This is a genomic window from Mycobacterium angelicum (assembly GCF_002086155.1).
In the GTDB taxonomy this organism is placed as follows: Bacteria; Actinomycetota; Actinomycetes; order Mycobacteriales; family Mycobacteriaceae; genus Mycobacterium; species Mycobacterium angelicum.
The window spans coordinates 19,336-42,177 of the sequence record NZ_MVHE01000002.1; the positions used below are offsets into that span (position 1 = coordinate 19,336).

Sequence of the window (22,842 nt, forward strand, 5' to 3'; positions counted from 1 at the left end):
TGTTTGGAATACCACCGGTAAATGCGATTTCGCCGCAATACTGCCGGCCGGCGCCGTTGGTGTCTTTTATTTCGTCCGGAACAATGGCTCCACCCAAAATTCCGTCGAGTTGATGAACACGCTGACCGAAAAGAGATACGGTCCCCTTATTGCTAAATATGTTTTTGCTGCCACTTGCCAGATATGACCCGGACTGTCCCCAGGTGTAATCGATAGGAGGCGCTCGATCCTGATGAGCTTCTTGGTGCTACCGCCGGAAATCAATTCCGCTCGGATCCTGGCCGGCGCTGGCTCGGAGCCCCTGTTCGCCGCGGCCACCGCCTGGAACGGCTTGGCCGCTGAGTTGAAGACCGCGGCGTCCTCGTTCGGCTCGGTGATCTCGGGCTTGGCGGGCGGGGCGTGGCAGGGTCCGTCGGCGGTGGCGATGGCGAACGCCGCAGCACCCTATGCCGGATGGTTGACCGCGGCGGCGGCCCAGGCCGAGGGGACGGCCGGTCAGGCTCAGGCGGCGGCAACCGTGTTCGAAGAGGCACTGTCGGCGATGGTGCACCCGGCGGTGGTGGCGGCCAACCGCAATGCGCTGGTCTCGCTGGTGATCTCGAACCTGTTCGGTCAAAACGCCCCGGCGATCGCGGCCGCCGAAGGGCTCTACGAAGAGATGTGGGCCGCCGATGTGTCCGCCATGGTGGGCTACTACTCCGGGGCCTCGACGGTGATCGGGCAACTGGCGCCGTGGGCGGCGGCGCTGCCCGGCATCGACGGGGTCGACTTCAGCATTTCGATCTTCGGTCTCCAACTGGTGCAGACGGGTACCGCGCACGCCAACACCACCTTCGGCGGTTTGGCGGTCGCCTCGGGGGCCAATAGTTCGGCCAGCGCCGACTTGGCCGATATCGCTTTCGCTTTCGGTGGCGGCAGCAGCGCCGCGGCCACCGGCGGCATCCTCAACATCGCCGGGGTCGGTGGCAGCAACAGTAAGGCCAGTGCCACCGGCGCGGTCAACATCGGCACCGGCGCTCTGGCATTCGGCGACAACAACACGGTCAGCGCCAGTTCCATCGGCGTTGCCAATATCGGCACGGTGGCCGCCGCGTTCGGAAACAACAACACGGTTACCGCCATCGCCAACGGCGTGGAGAACAACGCGACGGTGGCCGCCGCCTTCGGCAACAACAACACCGGGGTTCAAGCCGCGGTCAACGGCGTGGAGAACACCGGCGTCGTCTCGGCAGTATTCGGCAGCAACAACACCGGGGTCTCCGCCAACGCGTTCGGCGTGGAAAACAACATCATTGTCGCGACGGCCGCGGGCAGCGGAAACAACAACGTCCTGGCCGACGCCGGCGGCACCGGCGCCAACGAGGGCGTTATCGCAGCGGCGTTCGGCAACAACAACACCACCGTCGGAGCGGTGGCCACGGATGGTGGTGGCAATCTGGGCACGGTTGCCATGTCGTTCGTCGGCAACAACAACAACATCACCGCCAACGCGCTGGGCGCGGGACACATCGGCACCGTCGCCACCGCATTGTTCGGCGACAACAACGTCGTCAAGGCGACCTCGATCGGAATCGACAACATCGCCACCGTCGCGACGGTCGGCGGCAGCGGCAATGGCGGCAGCGGCGGGGTCTTCGCCGAGGCCAGCGGCTCGGAGAACATCGCCACCGTGGCGACGGCGTTCGGCAACAACAGCCCGGTGGTCGGGGCCAGCGCACTCGGTGCGGGCAATATCGCCGCGGTGGCCACGTCGTTGGGTAACAGCAACAGCGTCACCGCCAAGGTGATCGGCGCCGGAAACATCGCGACGGTGGCGACCTCGGGTGGCAGCAACAATGGCGTCGGTGCCAGCGCGGTGGGCGTCGGTGCCAATATCGCCCAGGTGGCAACGGCTTTCGGTAACGGCAACACGCAGGTCAGCGCGGACGCCGGAGGCGCGGGCGGCAATATCGCCACCGTCGCCACGTCGTTCGGTGACAACAACTCCGCAAAAGCCAGTGCCTTCGGCGCCGGGAACGTCGCCACGGTGTCGTCGGTGTTGTTCAGTAACAACAACACCTCGGCGGCCGAGACGATCGGGGTCGAGAACTGGGCAACGGTGGCCACCTCATACGGCCACGACAACAACGTCTCGGCCGAAGCCAAGGGTGTCGGCGGCAACATCGCGACTGTCGCCACGGCGATCGGCCAGGGCAACACCAAGGTCGACGCCGACTCCGGCATCGCGGGCGGCAATATCGCCACGGTCGCCACCGTGTTCGGCGACAACAACACCGCCCAGGCCAGTGCGCTGGGTGCGGGCAATACCGCCACCGTCGCCACCGTGTTGTTCAGCAACAACAACGTTTCCAACGCCAGCGCGCTGGGCGTGGAGAATATCGCCACCGTGGCCACCTCCTACGGCCACGACAACAATGTCTCCGCCAGTACGCCCGGCGTCGGTGCCAATATCGCGACCTTCGCCACGGCCATCGGGCAGGGCAACACCCAGGTACATGCCGAAGCCGGTGGCGGGGGAGGCAACACCGCGACGCTGGCCACCGCGCTAGGCGACAAGAACGTGGTCTCGGTCAGCTCCACCGGCCTGGGCAACACAGCCAACCTCGGCACCGTCATCGGAAACGGCAACACCGCCAAAGTCGACGTGTTCGGCGTGGAGAACATCGCCACCGTCGCAACCGCATACGGCGACAACAATGGCCTCGCAGCCAGCGCGCCCGGCGTCGGCGCCAACATCGCGACCTTCGCCACCGCGATCGGCAGCGGCAACAGCCAGGTCAGCGCCGAGGCCGGGGGAGCGGGCGCCAACATCGCCACGCTGGCCAGCGTGTTCGGCGACAACAACACCGCGGTTGTCAGCGCGATCGGCGGCAACAACATCGCCACCGCCGCCACCCAGTTCGGCAACAACAGTGGGCTGGCGGCCAGCTCCTTCGGCCTGGACAACATCGCGACGCTGGCCACCTCGTTCGGCGACGGCAACGGCGCGGTCGCGGCCGAATCCGGTGGTGCCGGCGGCAATATCGCCACCCTGGCGACGGTGTTCGGCAGCGGCAACGCCTCAACCGGGGCCCACGCGATCGGAATCGGCGGCAATATCGCCACCCTGGGCACCGTGATCGGCGACAACAACACCACCGTCACGACCAGTGCCACCGGCTCGGGCAATATCGCCAGCGTCGCAACCGCCATCGGCGACAAGAACTCGGCCGAAGTCAATGTGTTCGGCGTGGAGAACATCGCCACCTTCGCCACCGCCGGCGGCAACAACAATGGCCTGGCGGCCGGCGCGACCGGTGTGGGAGGCAATATCGCCACCATCGCCACCGCGATCGGCGACGGCAACAGCCAGGTCCACGCCGGGGCCGGCGGCGCCGGCGGCAACCTCGTCACCCTGGCAAATGCGTTCGGCGACAACAACATCGCCACGGCCAGCGCGACCGGCCTGGGCAACATTCCGACCTTGTCGACGGTGATCGGTAACGGCAACGAGATGAGGGTCAGCTCGTTCGGCGTGGAGAACATCGCCACGCTGGGCACCGTGTACGGCGACGGAAACAAGGGCGGCCTGGTCGAGTCGGGCGGAGCGGGCGGCAATATCGCCACGTTGGCCACGGTCTTCGGCAACGACAACACCGCGGCGGTGGCCAGGGCGGTGGGTGTCGGCGGCAACATCGCGACATTGGGCAGCGCGTTCGGTGACGGCAACGCGGTTTCGGCCACCGCGACCGGGGCGGGCAACGTGCCCACCGCCGCCACCGCGATCGGCGCCGGCAATCAGATCACCGTCGACGTGTTCGGGGTGGAGAACATCGCCACGCTGGGCACCGCGATCGGCGACGGCAACACCGGAGTGGTGGCTCAGGCCGGCGGTGCCGGCGGCAATATCGCCACGTTGGCCACGGTGTTCGGCAATAACAACACCGCGACCGCGGCCCGGGCAATCGGTGTCGGCGGCAATATCGCCACCGACGCGACGGTGTTGTTCAGCGACCACAACGCGGCCACGGCCGTGGCGAACGGCGCGGGCAACATCGCCACCCAGGCCATCGTCTACAGCGACAACAATTCCGCGGTGGCCACCGCCAACGGTGTGGGCAACATCGCGACCGCCGCCACCGCCATCGGCAGCGGCAACGACGTAGCGGCCAGCGCCGTCGGCGCGGGCGGCAACATCGGCACCCTCGCCACCGCTGTCGGCGACGGCAATACCGAGGTGAGCACCGAGGCCGGCGGCGCGGGCCTCAATATCGCCACCGCGGCCACGGCCGTCGGCAACGGCAACAGCGTGGTCACCAAAGCCCTCGGTGTCGGCGGCAATATCGGCACCGTGGCAACCGCGGTCGGCGACGCCAACACGGGGGTCGCGGCCACCGCCAACGGCGGGCTGGACATCGCCAACGTCGCAACCGTGGTCGGCAGCGGCAACAACGGAGTCGCCGCCAGCGCCAGCGGCCCGCTCAACATCATCAACATCGCCACCGTGGCCGGCGGCGGCAACAACGGGCTGGCCGCCGGCGGCAACGGCAATATCGCCATCGTCGTTGCCAACAACTCCGAGGGGCGGGCGTTCAGCGGCAGCATCAACCTCGCGGTCGCCTGGGCCGATCACGTGTCGGCGCTCGCAGGCCCCGGTAGCTTCAACTTCGCGATTCGGCCGGTGGCTTTCGCGCCGGGTCAGTGATCTTCTCGCACAGCGACTTTGGCGATGCTCAAGTAGGGGAGTCGTGGGTGACGGCCTGGTAGCCGCGCGCACCCGCGCGGTCGACGGCCGCCTTTACCACACCGAAGATCAGGCCTTGCAGTCCCGCACCGACCAAGGCGACACGGGTGGATTTGCTGAGGTCTTTGGGATCCGGCGGCCCCTCGTCGTGGTCACTGAATCGCTTCCAGACCTGGTTGAAGATCGCGCCGGCGAGCAGCCCGCCGGTCACGCTGGTGGCTATGGACAGCGGCAGGTACAGCGTCTTGGACGTCGCGCTCATGACGCTTGTCGTACCCAGCTCCGGCAACGCTCAACCCGCCAATGCCACTTCCGATACTGCGAGTAGCGGAATAAGGTGAGGGGATGACGACCGCTGTTGACGGCAGGCACCTGCGCACGTGTCCACTGTGTGAAGCCATGTGTGGCTTGGAGATTCGCGTCGAGAGCGGCCCGCAAGGCCCCCGCGTCGCAAGCATCCGCGGCAACCGCGACGACGTGTGGAGCCACGGACACATCTGCCCGAAGGGCGTATCGCTGGGCGCGATTCACGAGGACGCCGACCGCATCCGCCGGCCGCTGATCAAGGTGAACGGCCGCTGGCGGGAAGTCGACTGGGACACCGCGTTTCGGCGCTGCACCGAATTGCTGACACCGGTGATCGCCAAGTACGGGATGGGCGCGGTCACCGCCTACACCGGTAATCCACTGGCGCACTCGTTCTCATTGGCCCGTTACGCGGGTGTGCTGCTGGGCATGTCGGGGATGCCGATCACCTATTCGCCCGGGACGGTCGACCAATGGCCGAAGAATCTCTCGTCGCATCTGATGTACGGCGGCTGGTGGACGTTCCCGGTACCCGACATCGAACGCACCGACCTGCTGGTCATCATGGGCGCCAATCCGGCCGCGTCGCAGGGGTCGCTGCTGGCCGCACCCGACGTGATGGGCCTGATCAACGGAATCCGCAAACGCGGCAAGGTGATCGTGATCGACCCGGTACGCACCCAGACCGCCGCGCATGCCGACGAGTGGCTGCCCATCGTCCCGGGCACCGACGCGGCTCTGCTGCTGGCCATCGCGCACACCCTGTTCGCCGAAAACCTGGTGCATGCGGGACCGCACGTCGACGGTGTGGAAACGATGCGTGGTGTCGCCGAGCAATGGCCGCCGGAACGCGTCAGCGCGGCAACCGGTATCGCCGCCGACCGTATCCGGCGACTGGCCCGCGAGCTGGCCGCGACCGAGAAATCGGTGGTCTACGGGCGAATTGGCCTGTGCAATCAGGAGTTTGGCAGCCTGGCCAGTTGGCTGGTCGATGTGATCAACATCTTGACCGGGCACTTCGACACACCCGGCGGCGCCATGTTCCCGCTGCCGGCGGCCTGGTCCATCACCACCCAGCCGCTGCCGGGGCTGGAGGGCGGTGCACCGGAATTCGGCCGCTGGCATACCCGGGTGCGCGGCGCCAAAGAGGTACTCGGGCAGGCGCCGGTGTCCTGCATGGCCGAAGAGATCGCCACACCCGGCGACGGCCAGCTCAAGGCGCTGATCACCGTCGCCGGCAACCCGGTGCTTTCCACGCCCGGCGGTGACAAGCTCGACGAGGTGCTGCCGATGCTGGAGGCGATGATCTCGGTCGACCTGTGGCTCAACGAAACGACTCGGCACGCCGACGTGATCCTGCCGGGACTCTCGCCGCTGGAACAGCCGCACCATGACGACCTGATCCTGCAGTTCGCCATCCGCAGTTTCGCGAACTACTCGGCTCCGGTGTTCGACCCGGGCGATCGCCCGCACGAGTGGGAGATCCTGATCCGGCTGACCGGCCTATGTACCGGCACACCCGCCGAGGACGTCGACGTCAGCGCCATCGACGACGGCTTCTTCGACTATCTGGCTTTCACCCGGGGGCTGGACGGCGCCCAGCTACGCAAGCTCTACGACGGTGCCGGTTTGACAGGCGGCCCGGAGCGGATGCTGGACCTCACACTGCGCACCGGGCCGTTCGGCGACCAATACGGCGAGAAGCCCGGTGGACTGACATTGGACCAGCTCAAGGCCCACCCCAACGGCATCGACTTCGGGCCGATGGTGCCGCGGTTGCCCGCTGTGCTGGGCACCCCGGAGCAGAAAATCCGACTCGCCCCGCAATATCTGCTCGACGACCTGCCCCGGCTGGCCGCGCGCCTGGAACGCCCAGCTGAGCCGCTGGTCCTGGTGAACCGCAGACACCTGCGATCGAACAATTCGTGGCTGCACAACGTGCCGGCGCTGATGAAGGGAAAGGATCGGTGCACGTTGCTGATGAATCCCACCGATGCAGCCCGCTGCGGTGTCGCCCAGGACGACATCGTCACGGTGAAGTCCTCGGCCGGCGAAATCAAGGTGCCCGTGGAAGTCACCGACGCGATAACGCCGGGTGTGGTGTCGATGCCGCACGGCTGGGGACATGGCCGGCCGGGCACCCGTATGTCGGTGGCCAATGGATCGCCGGGTGCCAACACCAATGCGCTGTCGCCACCGACATTCATCGACGAGCCATCGGGAAACGGTGTCCTCAACGGCATCCCGGTAACCGTTAGCTGACAGCCAGCGCCATTCAGGTGCTATTCGGGCGCCATTCGGGGATTGCTACCCCAAACGCACACGACACTTTGCGCTGTAAATACCCGCAAACCGCTCCCGCAAACGTGAGATTTGCGACAACTCCGCGGCGCCTGCGCCACCGTTTGCCGCATCCTGCGCGGGGTATTCGCCGCACAGATTAGGAGTTGATCGCAATGGTCGCAAGGAAGATGTCCCCAGCATCAGTGCCGCGCAAGGCGATTGAGCGGCGAGTTCACCACCGCCACAGCGCACGATCTGTTGCGGTTTCGCTGGCGAGCCGGTTATTCGTGAAGAACGCGGTGCGCGCCTGGACCATCCAACCCGATCTGCATTGGCCATTCGAATACATCGATGGTTTCGCGGGTTTGCTGCCGCGTTTCCTGTCCGGCGCGCAGATAGAACCGGTCCGGCTGGAGAATTGCCCTGCCGAATGGGTTCGCGCACCCGGTGTAACCGCCTCCCGGGCGATTCTCTACCTGCATGGCGGTGCGTTTCTCACCTGCGGACTCAACACGCACCGCTCGCTGGTGACCCGGTTGTCGAAGGCTGCCGATGCCAGCGTGCTCAACGTCGGATACCGAATGCTGCCGTCGTACCGCATCGCCGACGCGATCGAGGATGCGATGTGTGGACTGGCCTGGCTGCAAGATCGCGGCTATGACGACGAGAGCATCGTCATCGCCGGCGATTCGGCCGGCGGATATCTCGCGTTCATGGCCACCCTGTCCGCCATCAAGAGCGGGATCGCCAGACCGGCCGGCGTGGCCACCGTGTCGCCCTTCACCGATCCCGATCCCGACCGGAAACTCAAGCACCGCAATGCGCGACGGTGTTCGATGTTCACCTGCGGCGCATTGTCCCGGTTTGCGCGGTACCTGCGCGAGGCGCAGCTGCACGAAGAGCGGGAGAGTTCGCCGGTGCAAGTGGTCTCACCGGTGGACGCCGATTTGTCCGAGTTGCCACCGGTGACGATTCACGCGAGTTCCGACGAGTTGTTGCTCCCGGATGCCGAGCTGATGGCGAAACGCCTGCGCGCCAGTAAGATTCGATGTGATTTGCATCTTTGGGACGGGCAGATTCACGATTTCCCGCTGGCGGCCGACATCTTGCCCGAGGGCAGGCGCGCCATTCGCTACATCGGTGAGTTCGTCAAGGAAGTCACCAGCGAATGCGATGCCGGCATCACCGCGGCAGCAGGCTGACAGCCGGTCACCGGTCGGCGTCGAATTCCTCTAGATCCGGATCGAGCAGAACGGATTCCCGCTGCTCCTGCCAATCCGAAGCGCTGGCTTCCAGCGGCACTTGACCGTCCTCCCACGAGGACGCCGCGCGCTCGTCGTCTGCCGCGGAGTCGGCCGTCGCGCGCTGTTGCTCGATGGCATCGGCAATGGGCACGTCGTCAGGGAAAACGCCGTCGGTGTCAGGCATGGACTGCGGGTTACCCGCAATCAAAACGGGACAAACGGCCCGCTAGCGGCCTCGGCGAGGCCCAGTTTCTGCGCGGTGCGTCCGCTCAGCGGGCTACGATGCCGCCATGCCGCTCGCCGAAGGTTCGACGTTCGCAGGCTTCACCATCATCCGTCAGCTGGGATCGGGCGGGATGGGCGAAGTCTACCTAGCCCAGCACCCGAGACTGCCCCGGCAAGACGCGCTGAAAGTGCTGCGGTCCGAGGTCTCGGCCGATCGCGAGTACCGCGAGCGGTTCAACCGTGAAGCCGACGCCGCCGCCTCGCTGTGGCACCCGCACATCGTCGCCGTGCACGACCGCGGTGAGCTCGACGGTCAGCTGTGGATCGACATGGACTACGTCGACGGCACCGACGCCGTGCGGTTGCTGGAGGAGCGCTATCCCAACGGCATGCCCGGCCCCGAGGTCACCGAAATCATCACCGCGGTGGCCGAGGCGCTGGACTACGCCCATGAGCAAAAGCTGCTGCACCGCGACGTCAAACCCGCCAACATCCTGATCGCCCGCCCCGATTCGCCCGATCGCCGGATCCTGTTGGCCGACTTCGGGATTGCCGGCTGGGTGGGCGAAGCCAGCGGGTTGACCGCCACGAATATGACGGTGGGCACCGTGTCCTACGCGGCTCCCGAGCAGCTGATGGGCGCCGACCTGGATGGCCGCGCCGACCAGTACGCGCTGGCCGCGACCGCGTTCCAACTGCTCAGCGGCACCCCGCCGTTCCACCACTCGAATCCCGCCGTGGTGATCAGTCAGCACCTCAGCGCCTCGCCGCCGGCGATCGGCGACCGGCGACCGGGACTGCAGAACCTCGACCCCGTCTTCGCCAAGGCGCTGGCCAAGAATCCCAAGGACCGCTATCTGCGTTGCATCGACTTCGCCCGGGCGCTCGGACATCATCTCGGCGGCAGCCGCAGTGCCGACGACACCAGTGCGTCCATGCCTGCCGCGGTCCGGCCGCCCGCCAAGCGTTCCCTGGCGCGGCCCGCCGTTCTGGTGCCGACGGTGCTCGCGATTCTGCTGGTCATCGCCGTAGCGCTGGCCTTGCGGGAGCTTCAGCGGGCCGACGACGAGCGTGCCGCGCCGGCCCCGCCGGCCAGGACCACGACCAGCAGCACACACCCGGCGGCAACCACCCCGGCCACCACCACACCGCCGTCGACGACCCCGACCACGTCTGCGGCCGCCGCCCCGGCGACGACCACGTCGGAGCCGCTGCCGGTGGTCGCCATCGGTGCCGCCTGTTCCCCGCAGGGCAGTATCGGAACCACGAAGACCGGGGCAACCGCCTACTGTTCGACGCTGCAGGGCACCAACTCCACCATCTGGTCGCTGACCGAAGGAATGATCGCCAGCCCGACCGTCACGGCTACCGCCGAGCCGACCGAGACGCCGCTACCGACAGAGCAGGAATCCCCGATCCGCATCTGCATGCAGCAGACCGGCCAGAGCCGGCGGGTGTGCCGCGAAGAAATCCGCCGCAGCAACGGTTTGCCCTGACGGGCGGGCGGATTCCTATACGCAGAATTCCTATACGCAACCGCTGACGGTGACCCGCCGGCCCACGTTGGCGCACACGTTGACGTTCGGCGGCGGCGGGGGAGGCGGATAATCCTCTGGCAACGGCGCGTACTCGGACGGCGGCGGAGCGTAGGGAGCCACCGCGTCGGCGATGTCGGTGCACCCGCTGACCGAAATCCGCCGGCCGCCGCTGACGCACACATCGGCGCGGGCCGCCCCGGCCGGCTGCACGACCGCGAACGCCTCGGGGAAAGCCGTAACCGCCACTGCCGCAACAACTATCGCTATTGATGGCCGTTTCCAGGGACTCATCGAGTTTCTCCTTGCTTGGTGTCTGCGCAGCATATCGGCAGCGGTTTGCGGCGAGGATTCGATTAAACCCTGCGAACCCCCGGCGGAGCCCAGGCGCCGGCCACGACCTCAGGTTTGGGTGCATACAGGCGCATGGTGATGCCCAGCGGGCCCAAGGGAGCGGGAAGCCAATTCGACTCGCGTTCCGGGCCCGGATTGCGGTGCTGGATGTAGATGTCGAGAGAGCCGTCCGGGTTGCGGCGCAAGGCGTCGCGGTCACCGATCGCGAACCGGTTCAGCTCGTTGGCCACGGGAAAGCCCGCCGCGTCATACATCGTCACCGACCAGAACGCGTTGACGGGCGGCAGCCCGCCCGCGCCGAAGTGCAGGACGTAGTCGTGCTCGCCCACCACCGGCGCACCGTCGGCGTCGGCCGTCAGCATGGGATAAACGGCGTCTTCGGCCGGGTTGGCGCCCAGGCCGATCAGCGCCGTCACCGCGCGCCGGAAGTAGTTGTTGCCGTATACACCCATGCTTTCGGTGAGGGTCATCCAGCCGTTGACGCTGGATCCCAGTCTGAGCGCCCCTGCTGACATGTCGGCGATCGCCCGCTGTCTGCCCTGCTTGATTTCGGCGATCTGACCCGCATTGAATCGGTCTACCTGAAACGGTTTGCCCGGCTCGATGCCAAGGCCGGCCAACCGGGCGAGGATGGAGAAGTCGGTTGGATGTGGTGGATTGACGCGCAGCAAATCGGCCGCATAGGCGAAGAAGTCCAAAGCGGCCATCCCGTTCACGATTTTCGACGGCTCGGTCGCCACGTCGTGATCGGGGTCGGCGACGAACTCGGAACCACTACCCAGGTCGGTGATCAGATATCCGTCTTGGACCTCGTGGACGGCCGGATAGTCGGCTGGTCCGTTGGTCTGGGTCCGGCCGATCAGCCAGGCATAAGGGGTCGGGGCGACTACGACGGTGGCTCCTGGCGGTGCTTTCCCAGCCTGGCCCGGCCCGGCGATCACGAGATCCAGCGGGCCCGATCCGGTGGTTCGCGTACCCGGATTGGCAAAGACGTCGGTCCACATGTCCAGCATCGGCAGCATGTAATAGCGGTTGCCGGTGTCGGCAGCCTGCAGGCGTATTGGGCCGTTGGTCAGATCCAGCCACGCGATGGAGTACAGCGTGTCGAAGTTGGGCCGCACGACGGCCCGGAAGTCGGCGGATGGGAAGGCCCGCAGATGCGAGAAACGATTCGGTGGGCCGAACCCGGGTTTGGCGCCTGGTGCCGAATTGAGCGACTGAAGCCGCGTCACCTCCATCGTCACCAAGGGATAGAAGTAGAGGTAAGCCTCGTAGCTCAGCGTGTGCAGATCATCCGACAAGGTGCTCACGTTTCTCCTTCGGTCGGCACGTGCGTCCGGCACGTAAATACATCTTGACTCTCGGCGTGTACGCCTGCCGGTGCCGATACAGTTGGTCCTGATGACCCAAACAGCCGCCCCGCCCGCTTTGACCGTGCGGTATGCCGGAGCCGAGCGCACCTTCGCAGCAGGCCACGATGTAGTCATTGGACGCGACCTACGCGCGGATGTCCGCGTCGCGGATCCGCTGATCTCCCGGGTGCACCTGCTCCTGCGATTCGACCAGGGCCGATGGATCGCCATCGACAACGGCAGCCTCAACGGTCTCTACGTCAACAATCGCCGCGTTCCCGTCGTAGACATACAGGACGGCCAGCGGGTCAACATCGGTAACCCCGACGGTCCGGCGCTGGACTTCGAAGTCGGCCGCAAAGACCAGGGTTCGGTCGGGCGGCCCCCGCCAACCACGGCGATGCCGATACCGCCCCGGTTCAGCGGTCAGATGCCGGCTCATGGCGCGCCGCAGACCGGCGCGCACCCGCCCGCCCAGCCACCACAGCATCCGTCCACCGCGCGGATGCCCAGTCAGCAGCCCAGCGGTCCGCATCAGCTGCACCCCTCCGGGCCGCAGCCGGCCGGCCAGCAGCCGCCGTACCCATCCGGCGGCCAGCCGGCCCGCCCGCACAGCGGACCGCAGCCGGCACCGCAGATCTACCGGCCGCCCAGCGCAGCGCAGCCGCAGGTCGTGGCACCCCGCCCGGGTGGCACGGCCGCCGGAAACGTCGCGACGTCGATGATGAAGATCCTTCGGCCGGGCAAGGCCGCGGGGGATTTGCCGCCGGGAGCCGTCAAGATCGGCCGGGCCGACGACAACGACATCGTCATTCCCGAGGTACTGGCCTCGCGCCATCACGCGACGCTGATACCGACGCCGGGCGGCACCGAGATCCGCGACAACCGGAGCATCAACGGCACCTTCGTCAACGGCACCCGGGTCGAGTCGGCGGTGCTGCGTGACGGCGATGTGGTCACGATCGGCAACATCGACCTCGTCTTCGCCAACGGCGCGCTGGCCCGTCGCGAAGAGAGCCTGTTGGAGACGCGCACCGGCGGACTCGATGTGCGGGGTGTGACGTGGACGATCGAGGGCAACAAGACGCTGCTGGACAACATTTCGCTGACCGCGCGTCCCGGCATGCTCACCGCCGTCATCGGCCCCTCGGGCGCCGGTAAGTCGACGTTCGCGAAGTTGGTGGCCGGATACACCCACCCGACCACCGGCACGGTGGCCTTCGAAGGCCACAACGTCCACGCCGAGTACGCCTCGCTGCGCAGCAGGATCGGCATGGTGCCGCAGGACGACGTGGTGCATGGCCAGCTGACCGTGAAACAGGCGCTGATGTATGCCGCCGAGCTGCGGCTGCCCCCCGACACCACCAAGGAAGACCGCGAACAGGTCGTCGCCCGGGTGCTGGAAGAACTCGAGATGACCAAGCATCTCGAAACCCGGGTCGACAAGCTCTCCGGCGGTCAGCGCAAGCGCGCCTCGGTGGCCCTTGAGCTGCTGACCGGACCGTCGCTGCTGATCCTGGACGAGCCGACCTCGGGTCTGGACCCGGCCCTGGACCGGCAGGTCATGACCATGTTGCGGCAGCTGGCCGACGCGGGCCGGGTGGTCCTCGTGGTCACCCACTCGCTGACCTATCTGGACGTCTGCGACCAGGTGCTGCTGCTGGCCCCCGGCGGCAAGACCGCATTCTGCGGGCCACCCAGCCAAATCGGACCGTCCATGGGCACGACGAACTGGGCCGATATTTTCAGCACCGTCGCCGACGATCCGGACGGCGCCAAGGCCCGCTATCTGGCGCAGACGGGCCCACCCCCGCCGGCGCCGCCGGTGGAACAACCCGCCGAGCTGGGCGACCCGTCGCACACCAGCTTGTTCCGGCAGTTCTCCACGATCGGCCGGCGACAGCTCCGGCTGATCATCTCCGACCGCGGCTACTTCATCTTCCTTGCGATCTTGCCGTTCATCATGGGCTCGTTGTCGATGTCGGTGCCCGGTGATGTCGGCTTCGGCTTCCCGAATCCGATGGGCAACGCACCCAACGAGCCGGGACAGATCCTGGTGCTGCTCAACGTGGGTGCGGTCTTCATGGGTACCGCGCTCACCATCCGCGACCTGATCGGTGAGCGGCCCATCTTCCGGCGAGAACAGGCGGTCGGCCTGTCGACCTCGGCATATCTGTTCGCCAAGGTCTGCGTCTACACGGTGTTCGCAGTCGTTCAATCGGCGATCGTGACCATCATCGTGCTGCTCGGCAAGGGCGGCCCGACGCAGGGCGCGGTGGCGCTGGGCAAGCCCGGTCTGGAATTGTTCGCCGATGTCGCGGCAACCTGCGTCGCTTCGGCGATGCTCGGGCTGGCATTGTCGGCGGTCGCCAAATCCAACGAACAGATCATGCCGTTGCTCGTGGTGGCGGTCATGTCGCAGTTGGTGTTCTCCGGCGGCATGATTCCGGTGACCGGCCGCATGGGGCTGGATCAGATGTCGTGGGCCACCCCGGCCAGATGGGGTTTCGCCGCCTCGGCCTCCACCGTCGACTTGATCAAGCTGGTGCCCGGTCCGCTGACCCCCAAGGACTCGCACTGGAAACACGAAGCCAGCGCGTGGTGGTTGGACATGGGCATGCTCGCGGTGATCAGCATCTTCTATCTGGGTTTCGTGCGCTGGAAGATCCGCCTGCAGGGCGGCTGATCAGTCGCGTCGTTTCGCCACGCCACAGGGCCTGATCTCGTCATAATCAGCCCTTGTGGCCAGTGTCGTGTCGCCCCGGGCCGGGCCGCCCGCCAGCTTGGCCACCGGCATCCTGTCGGCGCTGCGGCCCCGGCAGTGGGTCAAGAACGTGTTGGTCGTCGGCGCGCCGCTGGCCACCATCGCCGGCGACATCCAGGACTTCCGTGTCGCCGTCGGCAAGGTGGGCATTGCGATCGTGGTGTTCTGTCTGGCGGCGTCCTCGATCTATCTGATCAACGACGTCCTTGACGTGCAGGCCGACCGGCAACACCCGACCAAGCGCCTGCGCCCGATAGCCGCAGGCGTGGTCTCGCCCACACTTGCCAGCAGCCTGGCCATCGTGCTGGCCGCGGCCGCGCTGGTGGTCGGCGTATTGACGGCTCCGGGGCTGGGGCTCGTCGTCGCGACCTACCTGGCGATGCAGCTGGCCTACTGCTTTGGCCTCAAACACATTGCGGTGCTTGATATTTGCATCGTCGCGTCGGCGTATGTGATCCGGGCGATCGCCTGTGGCGTGGCCGCCGGTGTCGGCCTCTCGCCGCGGTTTCTGGTGGTGATGGCCTTTTTGTTCCTGTTCATGGCGGCAGGCAAGCGCTACGCCGAACTGCTGCTCGCCGAGCGAACCGGCGCCAAGATCCGCAAAGCGCTGGACGGCTACAGCGGCGCCTATCTGCGATTCGTGTGGACCGTGTCGGCCACCGCGGTCGTGGTGCTCTACGGCTTGTGGGCGTTCGGGCAAGATAAGCACGGCGCGTCCTGGTTCGCGGCATCGACGGTCCCGCTGGGCATGACGGTGTTGCGCTATGCCGTCGACGTCGACGCGGGCGTCGCCGGCGAACCCCACGAAATAGTGCTCCACGACCACGTGGTGCAGCTGCTGGTGGTCGCGTGGATCGTCATGGTCTGTCTCGCAACGGTTTTCGCGTGAGCCGGGCTTAGGCCCGATGGCTCGGCGCTTCGGTGCGGGTTAGGTAGAGCAGCACGAACGCGGTAACGACCCCGTACCCCAGGTGCGGGACGAGATCGCTGATCCAGTCGACGAGAGTCCAGGTCCGCGGATCGGTCACGCCGAGCACGGTCATCGGCCCGTTGGTCCCCAGCAGCGCCAGGGCCGTCGCAACCAGCGTGGCCATCAGCAGTCCCGGCCGCCAGCCCAGCGAATAGGCCAGACCCAGCAGCAGCCCCATCCCGATACCGGCGGCAAAACCGGTGAGCGCACCCAGCCCGGAAAGCCGGTTGGCCAGCACGTCGCCGCTGCCCGGGACGGTGAGGTGAAACAGCCGCGCCAGGGTCTCGACGGTCCGTTGCGGCGTCGTGCTCGTCGACCGGCCGCGCACCGCGATATCCAGGTAAGTGATCACGTTGAGCGTGGTGGTGCCCGCGGCGCCGGCGACCGCGCCGCTGAGCAGGCCCGGCCAGAGCTCGGCCATCGGTGGGATTCTCATGCCCTGCCTCTCGCGCGACCGGATCAGGCGACCCAACGCTAGTCCAAAACCCGGCTGCGCGAGCGTAGGCGAGGGATTAGCGCATCCAGCCGGCGTTCTGGGCCGGCGGCCATGGAGCCGGGGGCGCGATCGGCGCCGCCTGCCGGGGGCGGAAGAACAGCGAGCCGGCCACGGCGCGGTTGCGCAGCGCGGCCGCGCGCCAGGTGTTCACCGGGTGGGAGGCCAGCATGTTGGCCAGCCACACGAAGAATCCGGTTTCCGACCCGGCCCGATCGGCCATGCCGTCGAAGCTCACCGATCGCAGCAGGTATTTCCCGGCGCTGAGCACGCCGATGGTCCGGGCGGCGCCCGACGGGCGGAACGCGTAGCCGTAGTTGTCGGCGGTGTACTCCATGGACCTTGACAGCGTCGCGCCAAGGAAGGGGATCTTCATGGCCAGCTGGCTGAGTTGACGCCAGTAAGACGCGTGGCCGGCCGCGATGTGGCCAACCTCGTGCCCGATGACGAAGGCCAGCGCTTCGGGATCGCGGGCCTGGCCGCCGATCTCGAAGAGGTCGCTGTACACCACGACGTAGCGGCGGAATCCATGCCCGCTGGCAAAGGCATTGATGAGCCCGTTGCCTAGCACGACGTAGGCGTCGGGCACCTCGCTGAGGCCGAACCGCTGGGCCGCCTCGACAACGAGCCAGTAGCCGTCCGGAAATTGGGTGGGCGACATCTTGACGCCGTTGGTCCGTTGCTGGCCGTAGTTCAACCCGCGCATCAGGTAGAGCACCGCGGGGGTGGCCAGGATCGACAGCCACAGGAAGCTGGCCTTACCCGAGAGCACCACGGCGAAGGCAAGCAAATAGAGCACCACGCTGGAAAAGATGACCAGGACAAGGAGTCCTATCTCCCAGGGGTGGCGCTTGGGATATTCCAGGTAGCCCGACGGACCCGCGGCCGGGGCGCCGTAGTACGACGACGGAGCGTGGGGGTGCTGATGATGGTTCGCCGGCGATTCCACAATGGCCATGACTGTTCTCGGACTCCTGTAGTGAGTGGGCTTGTTCCGGTGCGGTTTTGAGAGTCCGGTGCCCGCCTTGGAGGATTCTGCACAGATCCTTGGCGGCCCGCACTTCAGTCGTGCGGCGCTCGGGACCGATCAGCTGTCGGAGATGATGTGCAGTCGTCGGGCGGTGTAAGCGGGATGTCGGCGCCATGACCCCACCCCTCACCGAGCTGGATAAGACGCAGCGCAAACAGCACGCCAACCGCGGTGATCGGCAGCCCGAGGTAAAGGATCCACTCCCACGGCAAGCCGGAGCGGCTCAGCGCCAGATAGTGCAGCAGCAGCAAGAGGGCGACGACGCCGCCGATGGACACCACGACGGCCTTGGTCTTCATTGCCACGCTCCTTGGTGCAGTCTTCGCCGATTCGGATGCGGCCACGTGGCAAGGAAACTCCGCGGGTGCCGCTACCAATCCCAGATATCCGGCCCGGTTACAGACCCGGTTACCAGGGCCGGCCGGTTTGTTTTCGAGCGGCTACAGGCTCCGCGGCGAGGCTTGGCGGATTCTAAAAGGATTCTTGGAAGCCTGGTCAGGGGGTCTTTACGGTCGGGGAACGGGCCGAAAGCGGAGCAGCCGGTCGTTTTCCTATCATTTGGTAATGCACGCCGGCGCGCCCAGCAGGGCGCTGTCGCCTGCATTCACCGCCGTGGAGACTGCCAGGTACCGGGCGGCCGGCTGGTGGTCGGATTCGACGCTGTCGGACGCGGTCCGTCGCAACGCCGGACGCTCGCCCGACCGCATAGCCTATGTCGACGATGCCGGCGTCTCGCTGACGTGGCGTGAATTCGACTCGGCGGCAACGGCTTTGGCACAGCAGCTGGCCGGCCTCGGCGTGTCCCGGGGCGACCGGGTAGCGGTGTGGCTGGGTGACTGCGTAGCCATCCATGTGCTGTTCGTCGCGGTCGAACGCTGCGGCGCCGTCGTCGTCGGCCTCGGCGCGCGCGCCGGCAGCCGCGAGGCGGCCCAGATACTGCGCACCGCGCCGCCGAAGATTCTGATCAGCGATGTCCAACGCCGTGCTACGGCATCGGGCGTGGCCGCCGAGGCGGGGCTGGCACTGCTGGTGCTCTCTGCGGACACGCTGCGCCTGGACGTCGAGGCGCAGTCCACCGCGCCGACGCCGCAGTCCGGGCTCGATGCCGACGAGGTCTTTCTGATCAACTCGACATCGGGCACCACCGGGTTGCCCAAGTGTGTCGTGCACACCCAGAACCGTTGGCACTATTTCCACCAGAAGGCGGTGGCGAACGGACTGCTCACCGAGCAGGACCGGTTCCTGCCCGTCATTCCGATGCCGTTCGGCTTCGGGATCTGGACCAGCCATACGACACCGATCTACCTCGGCGCCGGCGCGGTGATCCTGCAGCGGTTCAGCCCCAGGGCGGCGTGCGAGGCCATCGCGCGGCACAAGATCACCGTATTATGCTGTGTCAGCACGCAATTGACGATGTTGATGGCCGACGGCGGTTGCCGCGACCACGACCTGAGCTCGGTGCGGATCGTTTTCACCGGTGGCGAGGCGCTGCCGTATCGCCCAGCCGCCGAGTTCGAGGAACTCACCGGCGCCAAGATCCTGCAGTTCTACGGATCGAATGAGACGGGGCTACTCAGCGCCACCACCGTCGCGGACCCGCGCGAACGACGGCTTCGCACCGGTGGCCGGATTGTGCCGGAGATGGCGGTGCGGCTCTTCGACGGCGACCGCGACGTCACGCACACCGGCCGGGGTCAGCCCGCCTGCCGCGGCCCGGCGATCAGCCTGGGGTACCTGGGCGGGGCCGACCACGACAAGCTGTTCACCCCGGACGGGTGGATGCGCATGGGCGACGTCTGCCAGATCGACGCGGACGGTTACCTGACGGTGACGGGCCGAACCTCGGACTTCATCCTGCGCGGCGGCAAGAACATCAGCGCGGCGCAGGTCGAGGACGCCGTGACCACCCACCCCGCGGTCGCCGTCGCGGCAGCGATCGCGATGCCCGATCCGGTGTTCGGTGAAAAGGTCTGCCTGTACACCGAACTCGCTGACTCGCAAACCCTCGAGCTGCCCGATCTCGTGAATCATCTGCTGGCGCTGGGTGTTTCCAAAGAGCTGCTGCCGGAGCGACTCATCGTGGTCGACGAACTACCCCGCTCGTCCGGCGGCAAGATTGCCAAAGGACGACTCCGCGAGGATATTCGAGCCAGAATGGAGGCCGATGATGAACGCTCCTAACGCGCGCCGGGGCGGCCTGGAGGTGTGGGCGCCGTCGGTGGTGCCCCCGATCGGCGTCGAACTGTCCGACGAGCAGGCGCTGGCGGTGGCTTTCCGCCACCTCGCCGGCACCGGGTTCGCCGAGAACATGGCCGGACACATCACCTGGCAACTCGACGGACAAACCGACATGCTGGTCAATCCGTGGGGGCTGTGGTGGTCCGAACTCACCGCCTCGGATATCTGTGTGGTCGACGCGGATGCGCGGGTGGTGCGCGGACGCTGGGATGCCACCCCGGCCATACACATCCACACCGAACTGCACCGGGTCCGCGACGACGCCCGGGTGGTCATCCACAACCACCCGTACTACGCGTGTGTGCTGGCCGCGCTGGGCCGGCTGCCCGAATTGGTGCATCAGACCGGGTCGCTGTTCCTCGACGACCTGTGCTTGGTCGATTCGTATGACGGTGAAGTCGACAACCCTTCGCGCGCAGCCGATCTCGCGGCACATATCGGGCCTGCCAATCTGACGATTCTGGCTAACCACGGTGTCATCGCGACCGGCCGGACTCTGGCCGAGGCCGTATACCGGGCGGCTTCGATCGAGCGGGTATGCAAGCTGGCCTATGACGTCATGCTCACCGGCAGGGAGCCGGTGAGCATGAACTGGTCCGACATGGCCGGGATGCAGAAGTCGCTGATCGAGCGGGCCGCCGACGTGTACTGGGCAGGCGCGGCGCGGATGACCATCAAGGCCGATCCCGATGTGCTCACTTGAACAACGTCGTCGCATGTGCGTCCAGGGAGACGACACGCCAAGCGACTTCGCCTTCACCGCACACCGAGAGCCGTCACCACACAGTCAACTGTCCAGCCCCACAAGGAGATCCCGCCGGAAATGAAATCGATCGACGAGCTGGCCGGCGATCTGAGCTTCACCACCGCCAAGACGGGCGCGGAACGTTCGGTGACGCTTCTGCCCGATCCGCCGCGGGCGCCCCGGCACTACACCGTGATCTCGGTCGACGACCACATCGTCGAACCACCGGACACGTTCGCGGGACGTATCCCGCGCAGGTTCGCCGACCGCGCGCCCAAAGTGGTCGACACCGACGACGGCGGCCAGACCTGGGTCTACGACGGACAGGTATTGCCCAATGTCGGATTCAACGCCGTGGTCGGGCGTCCGGTGGCGGAGTACGGTTTCGAGCCCGTCCGCTTCGACGAAATGCGCAGTGGCGCTTGGGATATTCATGCGCGTATCAAGGATATGGATCTGAACGGCATCTACGCCTCGCTCAATTTCCCGTCCTTCTTGCCCGGATTCGCCGGGCAGCGGTTGCAGCAGGTCACCAGGGATCGCGACTTGGCGCTGGCTTCGGTACGGGCCTGGAACGACTGGCACCTCGAGGCATGGGCGGGCCCGTACCCCGACCGCATCATTGCCTGCCAACTGCCGTGGCTGCTGGATCCCGATCTCGGCGCAACGATGATCCGGGAGAACGCCGAACGCGGCTTTCACGCCGTCACATTCAGCGAGAACCCGGCGATGCTGGGCTTGCCGAGCATCCACTCGGGTCATTGGGATCCGATGATGGCCGCCTGCGCCGAGACCGGAACGGTGGTGAATCTGCATATCGGATCGTCGGGTTCGTCACCGTCCACCACCGAGGACGCCCCGCCGGACGTGCCGGGGGTGCTGTTCTTCGCCTACGCCATCTCCGCGGCGGTGGACTGGTTGTACTCCGGGTTGCCCAGCAGGTTTCCGGACCTCAAGATCTGTCTATCCGAAGGCGGAATCGGTTGGGTCGCCGGGCTACTCGATCGTCTCGATCACATGCTCAACTACCACGCCATGTACGGAACCTGGCAGGCGTTGGGTGAAAAGCTGACTCCTGCAGAGGTTTTCACTCGCAACTTCTGGTTCTGTGCGGTGGAGGACAAGTCTTCGTTCGTCCAGTACGAGCGCATCGGTGCGGACAACATCATGCTCGAGGCCGATTATCCGCATTGCGATTCCACCTGGCCGCACACCCAGCGGGTCATCCACGAAGAGATCGGCGGATTGCCCGACGAAGTGATCCGAAAGATCACCTGGGAGAACGCCGCACGCTTATATCAGCACCCGGTGCCGGTGGAGATACAGCGCGATCCGGAGGCCTTCTAGGTGATCCACTCGGGTTGCTGGGACGCGTCGACGTTGGAGAAGTCTTTGTGTCCCAGGCCGGCGACGCAGCCGCCGTCGACCACGAACTCCGAGCCGGTGGAGTAGCTCGACTCGTCGCTGGCCAGATAGACGACGAGGTTGGAGACTTCCTGAGGTTCGGCGATGCGGCCCAGGGCAGTCTGGAAAATGTCTTCGGGCACCCATTCGGTCATCGGTGTCCTGATCAGCCCGGGGTGAATGGAGTTGACCCGAATCCCGCTGGGCCCCAGCTCGAGTGCGGTCGACTTGGTCAGGCCCCGGACCGCGAACTTGGTGGCCGTATAGCCGTGGCAGGCAATGGTTCCGGCCATTCCCTCGATGGAGGAGATGTTGATGATGGAGCCCCGACCGGCGGCCTTCATCGGTTTGACCGCCGCGCGGATGCCCAGAAATACACCGGTCAGGTTGATGTCGAGGATCCGTTGCCATTCCGACAGCGCGTAGTCCTCGATGGTTCCCAGGTTGATGATGCCGGCGTTGTTGACCAGCACGTGCAGGCCTCCGAACCTGCTCACCGCGGCCTCGACCGCGGCCTCCCACTGCTCGGGATCGGTGACGTCGAGGTGAACGTAGTGGGCCGCATCGCCGAACTCGGCGACCACGGCCGTGCCCTCGTCGTCAAGGATGTCGCCGGATACGACTTTGGCGCCCTCGGCCACCAGTGCCCGCACATGCGACGCGCCCATACCGCGGGCCCCGCCGCTGACGAGTGCGACCTTGCCGGTCAGTCGGTTCGGCATGTGTGGCTCCTGATCGAATCGACGTCGCTTCGGGTTGGTTCGGCGTCGTCGGTGGGGGTTTCGATGATGCGACATATCGTGGCGCGCTGTCCCCGGCGTTGCTGGGTGCGGGCGGTCCGCCGTGCTGCGCTGAGTGCAGCGCGCAGCGCCTGCAGATCTGCGATCGTGCGGTCGATGCCGCGGATGTGCTCGTCCAGCATGGTCGTGACCTGATCGCACGGCGCGGTTCCCTGGCGGTGCAGGTCGAGGATGTCTTTGATCTCGGCTAGCGTCAACCCAAGCGCCTTGGCGCGCCCAATGAACCGCAGGACCTCGATATCGTCTTCGGTGAATAGCCGGTAACCGGCTTTGGAGCGCTCAGCGGGCCGCAGCAATCCCTTGGCTTCCCAGATCCGGATGGCTTTGGAGGAGACACCGACGGCCCGAGCGGCCCCGCCGACAGTGCGCGCCACCG

General features: G+C 66.4%; 18 protein-coding genes. 9 read left to right on the forward strand and 9 right to left on the reverse strand.

The genetic code is table 11. The features are described 5' to 3' along the window. The first annotated feature begins 232 nt into the window (after nucleotides 1-232). Nucleotides 233-4,684, forward strand: a complete 4,452-nt coding sequence (locus tag BST12_RS01555) for a PPE domain-containing protein (RefSeq protein WP_083111248.1) — start codon at nucleotides 233-235, stop codon at nucleotides 4,682-4,684. A 28-nt stretch (nucleotides 4,685-4,712) separates the two neighbouring features. On the opposite strand, the gene BST12_RS01560 is transcribed toward BST12_RS01555, so the two are convergent. Beyond that, on the reverse strand, nucleotides 4,713-4,985 hold the full coding sequence (locus BST12_RS01560) for a DUF4235 domain-containing protein (RefSeq protein ID WP_083111249.1): 273 nt from the start codon (nucleotides 4,983-4,985) through the stop codon (nucleotides 4,713-4,715). Between the two features lie 83 nt (nucleotides 4,986-5,068). On the opposite strand from BST12_RS01560, the gene BST12_RS01565 reads away from it, so the two are divergent. Further along, on the forward strand, nucleotides 5,069-7,291 hold the full coding sequence (locus tag BST12_RS01565; RefSeq protein WP_083111250.1) for a molybdopterin-dependent oxidoreductase: 2,223 nt from the start codon (nucleotides 5,069-5,071) through the stop codon (nucleotides 7,289-7,291). A 209-nt stretch (nucleotides 7,292-7,500) separates the two neighbouring features. Further along, nucleotides 7,501-8,514 carry an alpha/beta hydrolase gene (locus BST12_RS01570; protein ID WP_139801446.1) on the forward strand — a complete coding sequence of 338 codons (1,014 nt, stop codon included), beginning with the start codon at nucleotides 7,501-7,503 and terminating at the stop codon, nucleotides 8,512-8,514. A 7-nt stretch (nucleotides 8,515-8,521) separates the two neighbouring features. On the opposite strand, the gene BST12_RS01575 is transcribed toward BST12_RS01570, so the two are convergent. Beyond that, nucleotides 8,522-8,740, reverse strand: coding sequence for a hypothetical protein (locus BST12_RS01575; protein WP_083111252.1), 219 nt, complete (start codon nucleotides 8,738-8,740; stop codon nucleotides 8,522-8,524). 106 nt (nucleotides 8,741-8,846) lie between these two features. Here BST12_RS01575 and BST12_RS01580 point away from each other — a divergent pair, with 106 nt between their 5' ends. Then, entirely contained in the window at nucleotides 8,847-10,277 is a 1,431-nt protein-coding gene (locus BST12_RS01580; RefSeq protein ID WP_083111253.1) for a serine/threonine-protein kinase, read from the forward strand. Between the two features lie 30 nt (nucleotides 10,278-10,307). Here BST12_RS01580 and BST12_RS01585 read toward each other — a convergent pair whose 3' ends face one another. Further along, on the reverse strand, nucleotides 10,308-10,610 hold the full coding sequence (locus BST12_RS01585) for a hypothetical protein (protein ID WP_211281187.1): 303 nt from the start codon (nucleotides 10,608-10,610) through the stop codon (nucleotides 10,308-10,310). A gap of 62 nt (nucleotides 10,611-10,672) precedes the next feature. Further along, on the reverse strand, nucleotides 10,673-11,980 hold the full coding sequence (locus tag BST12_RS01590; RefSeq protein WP_083111255.1) for a DUF1254 domain-containing protein: 1,308 nt from the start codon (nucleotides 11,978-11,980) through the stop codon (nucleotides 10,673-10,675). Nucleotides 11,981-12,071: 91 nt separating this feature from the next. Here BST12_RS01590 and BST12_RS01595 point away from each other — a divergent pair, with 91 nt between their 5' ends. Further along, a complete protein-coding gene (locus tag BST12_RS01595) occupies nucleotides 12,072-14,708 on the forward strand; it encodes an FHA domain-containing protein (RefSeq protein ID WP_083111450.1) in 2,637 nt (878 codons plus the stop codon). Between the two features lie 55 nt (nucleotides 14,709-14,763). Continuing rightward, entirely contained in the window at nucleotides 14,764-15,675 is a 912-nt protein-coding gene (locus BST12_RS01600) for a decaprenyl-phosphate phosphoribosyltransferase (protein ID WP_083111256.1), read from the forward strand. Nucleotides 15,676-15,682: 7 nt separating this feature from the next. Here the strand turns inward: BST12_RS01600 and BST12_RS01605 are convergent, their stop codons facing one another. The 3 genes from BST12_RS01605 to BST12_RS01615 form a co-directional block, all read right to left on the reverse strand. After that, the gene (locus tag BST12_RS01605) at nucleotides 15,683-16,177 is read right to left on the reverse strand and encodes a hypothetical protein (RefSeq protein WP_245850008.1); all 495 of its coding nucleotides are present in this window, start codon (nucleotides 16,175-16,177) and stop codon (nucleotides 15,683-15,685) included. Nucleotides 16,178-16,268: 91 nt separating this feature from the next. Continuing rightward, the gene (locus BST12_RS01610; RefSeq protein WP_083111258.1) at nucleotides 16,269-17,207 is read right to left on the reverse strand and encodes a M48 family metallopeptidase; all 939 of its coding nucleotides are present in this window, start codon (nucleotides 17,205-17,207) and stop codon (nucleotides 16,269-16,271) included. A gap of 104 nt (nucleotides 17,208-17,311) precedes the next feature. Beyond that, nucleotides 17,312-17,578 (reverse strand): hypothetical protein, encoded by a 267-nt coding sequence (locus BST12_RS01615; protein ID WP_083111259.1) that lies wholly within the window; start codon nucleotides 17,576-17,578, stop codon nucleotides 17,312-17,314. 265 nt (nucleotides 17,579-17,843) lie between these two features. Between BST12_RS01615 and BST12_RS01620 the strand changes: the two genes are divergently transcribed. From BST12_RS01620 to BST12_RS01630, 3 genes are all read left to right on the forward strand, one after another. After that, the gene (locus BST12_RS01620) at nucleotides 17,844-19,460 is read left to right on the forward strand and encodes a class I adenylate-forming enzyme family protein (protein ID WP_083111260.1); all 1,617 of its coding nucleotides are present in this window, start codon (nucleotides 17,844-17,846) and stop codon (nucleotides 19,458-19,460) included. Further along, complete coding sequence (locus BST12_RS01625) at nucleotides 19,447-20,220, forward strand: class II aldolase/adducin family protein (protein ID WP_083111261.1); 774 nt, start codon at nucleotides 19,447-19,449, stop codon at nucleotides 20,218-20,220. The genes BST12_RS01620 and BST12_RS01625 overlap by 14 nt, the downstream gene beginning before the upstream one ends. A 120-nt stretch (nucleotides 20,221-20,340) precedes the next feature. Further along, the gene (locus BST12_RS01630) at nucleotides 20,341-21,609 is read left to right on the forward strand and encodes an amidohydrolase family protein (protein WP_083111262.1); all 1,269 of its coding nucleotides are present in this window, start codon (nucleotides 20,341-20,343) and stop codon (nucleotides 21,607-21,609) included. Here the strand turns inward: BST12_RS01630 and BST12_RS01635 are convergent. Together BST12_RS01635 and BST12_RS01640 are read right to left on the reverse strand one after the other, a co-directional pair. Then, on the reverse strand, nucleotides 21,606-22,388 hold the full coding sequence (locus BST12_RS01635; protein WP_083111263.1) for an SDR family oxidoreductase: 783 nt from the start codon (nucleotides 22,386-22,388) through the stop codon (nucleotides 21,606-21,608). The two genes, BST12_RS01630 and BST12_RS01635, sit on opposite strands and share 4 nt — an antisense overlap. Continuing rightward, nucleotides 22,373-22,840 carry a MerR family DNA-binding protein gene (locus tag BST12_RS01640; RefSeq protein WP_083111264.1) on the reverse strand — a complete coding sequence of 156 codons (468 nt, stop codon included), beginning with the start codon at nucleotides 22,838-22,840 and terminating at the stop codon, nucleotides 22,373-22,375. The genes BST12_RS01635 and BST12_RS01640 overlap by 16 nt, the downstream gene beginning before the upstream one ends. Nucleotides 22,841-22,842: the final 2 nt, after the last annotated feature.

Bases quoted from the DNA above. Each gene is read 5' to 3' on its own strand.
- BST12_RS01565 (WP_083111250.1), top strand. From the start codon at position 5,069: ATGACGACCGCTGTTGACGGCAGGCACCTGCGCACGTGTCCACTGTGT.
- BST12_RS01560 (WP_083111249.1), bottom strand. From the start codon at position 4,985: ATGAGCGCGACGTCCAAGACGCTGTACCTGCCGCTGTCCATAGCCACC.
- BST12_RS01595 (WP_083111450.1), top strand. From the start codon at position 12,072: ATGACCCAAACAGCCGCCCCGCCCGCTTTGACCGTGCGGTATGCCGGA.
- BST12_RS01620 (WP_083111260.1), top strand. From the start codon at position 17,844: ATGCACGCCGGCGCGCCCAGCAGGGCGCTGTCGCCTGCATTCACCGCC.
- BST12_RS01625 (WP_083111261.1), top strand. From the start codon at position 19,447: ATGAACGCTCCTAACGCGCGCCGGGGCGGCCTGGAGGTGTGGGCGCCG.
- BST12_RS01580 (WP_083111253.1), top strand. From the start codon at position 8,847: ATGCCGCTCGCCGAAGGTTCGACGTTCGCAGGCTTCACCATCATCCGT.
- BST12_RS01615 (WP_083111259.1), bottom strand. From the start codon at position 17,578: ATGAAGACCAAGGCCGTCGTGGTGTCCATCGGCGGCGTCGTCGCCCTC.
- BST12_RS01570 (WP_139801446.1), top strand. From the start codon at position 7,501: ATGTCCCCAGCATCAGTGCCGCGCAAGGCGATTGAGCGGCGAGTTCAC.
- BST12_RS01635 (WP_083111263.1), bottom strand. From the start codon at position 22,388: ATGCCGAACCGACTGACCGGCAAGGTCGCACTCGTCAGCGGCGGGGCC.
- BST12_RS01585 (WP_211281187.1), bottom strand. From the start codon at position 10,610: ATGAGTCCCTGGAAACGGCCATCAATAGCGATAGTTGTTGCGGCAGTG.
- BST12_RS01630 (WP_083111262.1), top strand. From the start codon at position 20,341: ATGAAATCGATCGACGAGCTGGCCGGCGATCTGAGCTTCACCACCGCC.
- BST12_RS01605 (WP_245850008.1), bottom strand. From the start codon at position 16,177: ATGGCCGAGCTCTGGCCGGGCCTGCTCAGCGGCGCGGTCGCCGGCGCC.
- BST12_RS01555 (WP_083111248.1), top strand. From the start codon at position 233: ATGAGCTTCTTGGTGCTACCGCCGGAAATCAATTCCGCTCGGATCCTG.
- BST12_RS01575 (WP_083111252.1), bottom strand. From the start codon at position 8,740: ATGCCTGACACCGACGGCGTTTTCCCTGACGACGTGCCCATTGCCGAT.
- BST12_RS01610 (WP_083111258.1), bottom strand. From the start codon at position 17,207: ATGGCCATTGTGGAATCGCCGGCGAACCATCATCAGCACCCCCACGCT.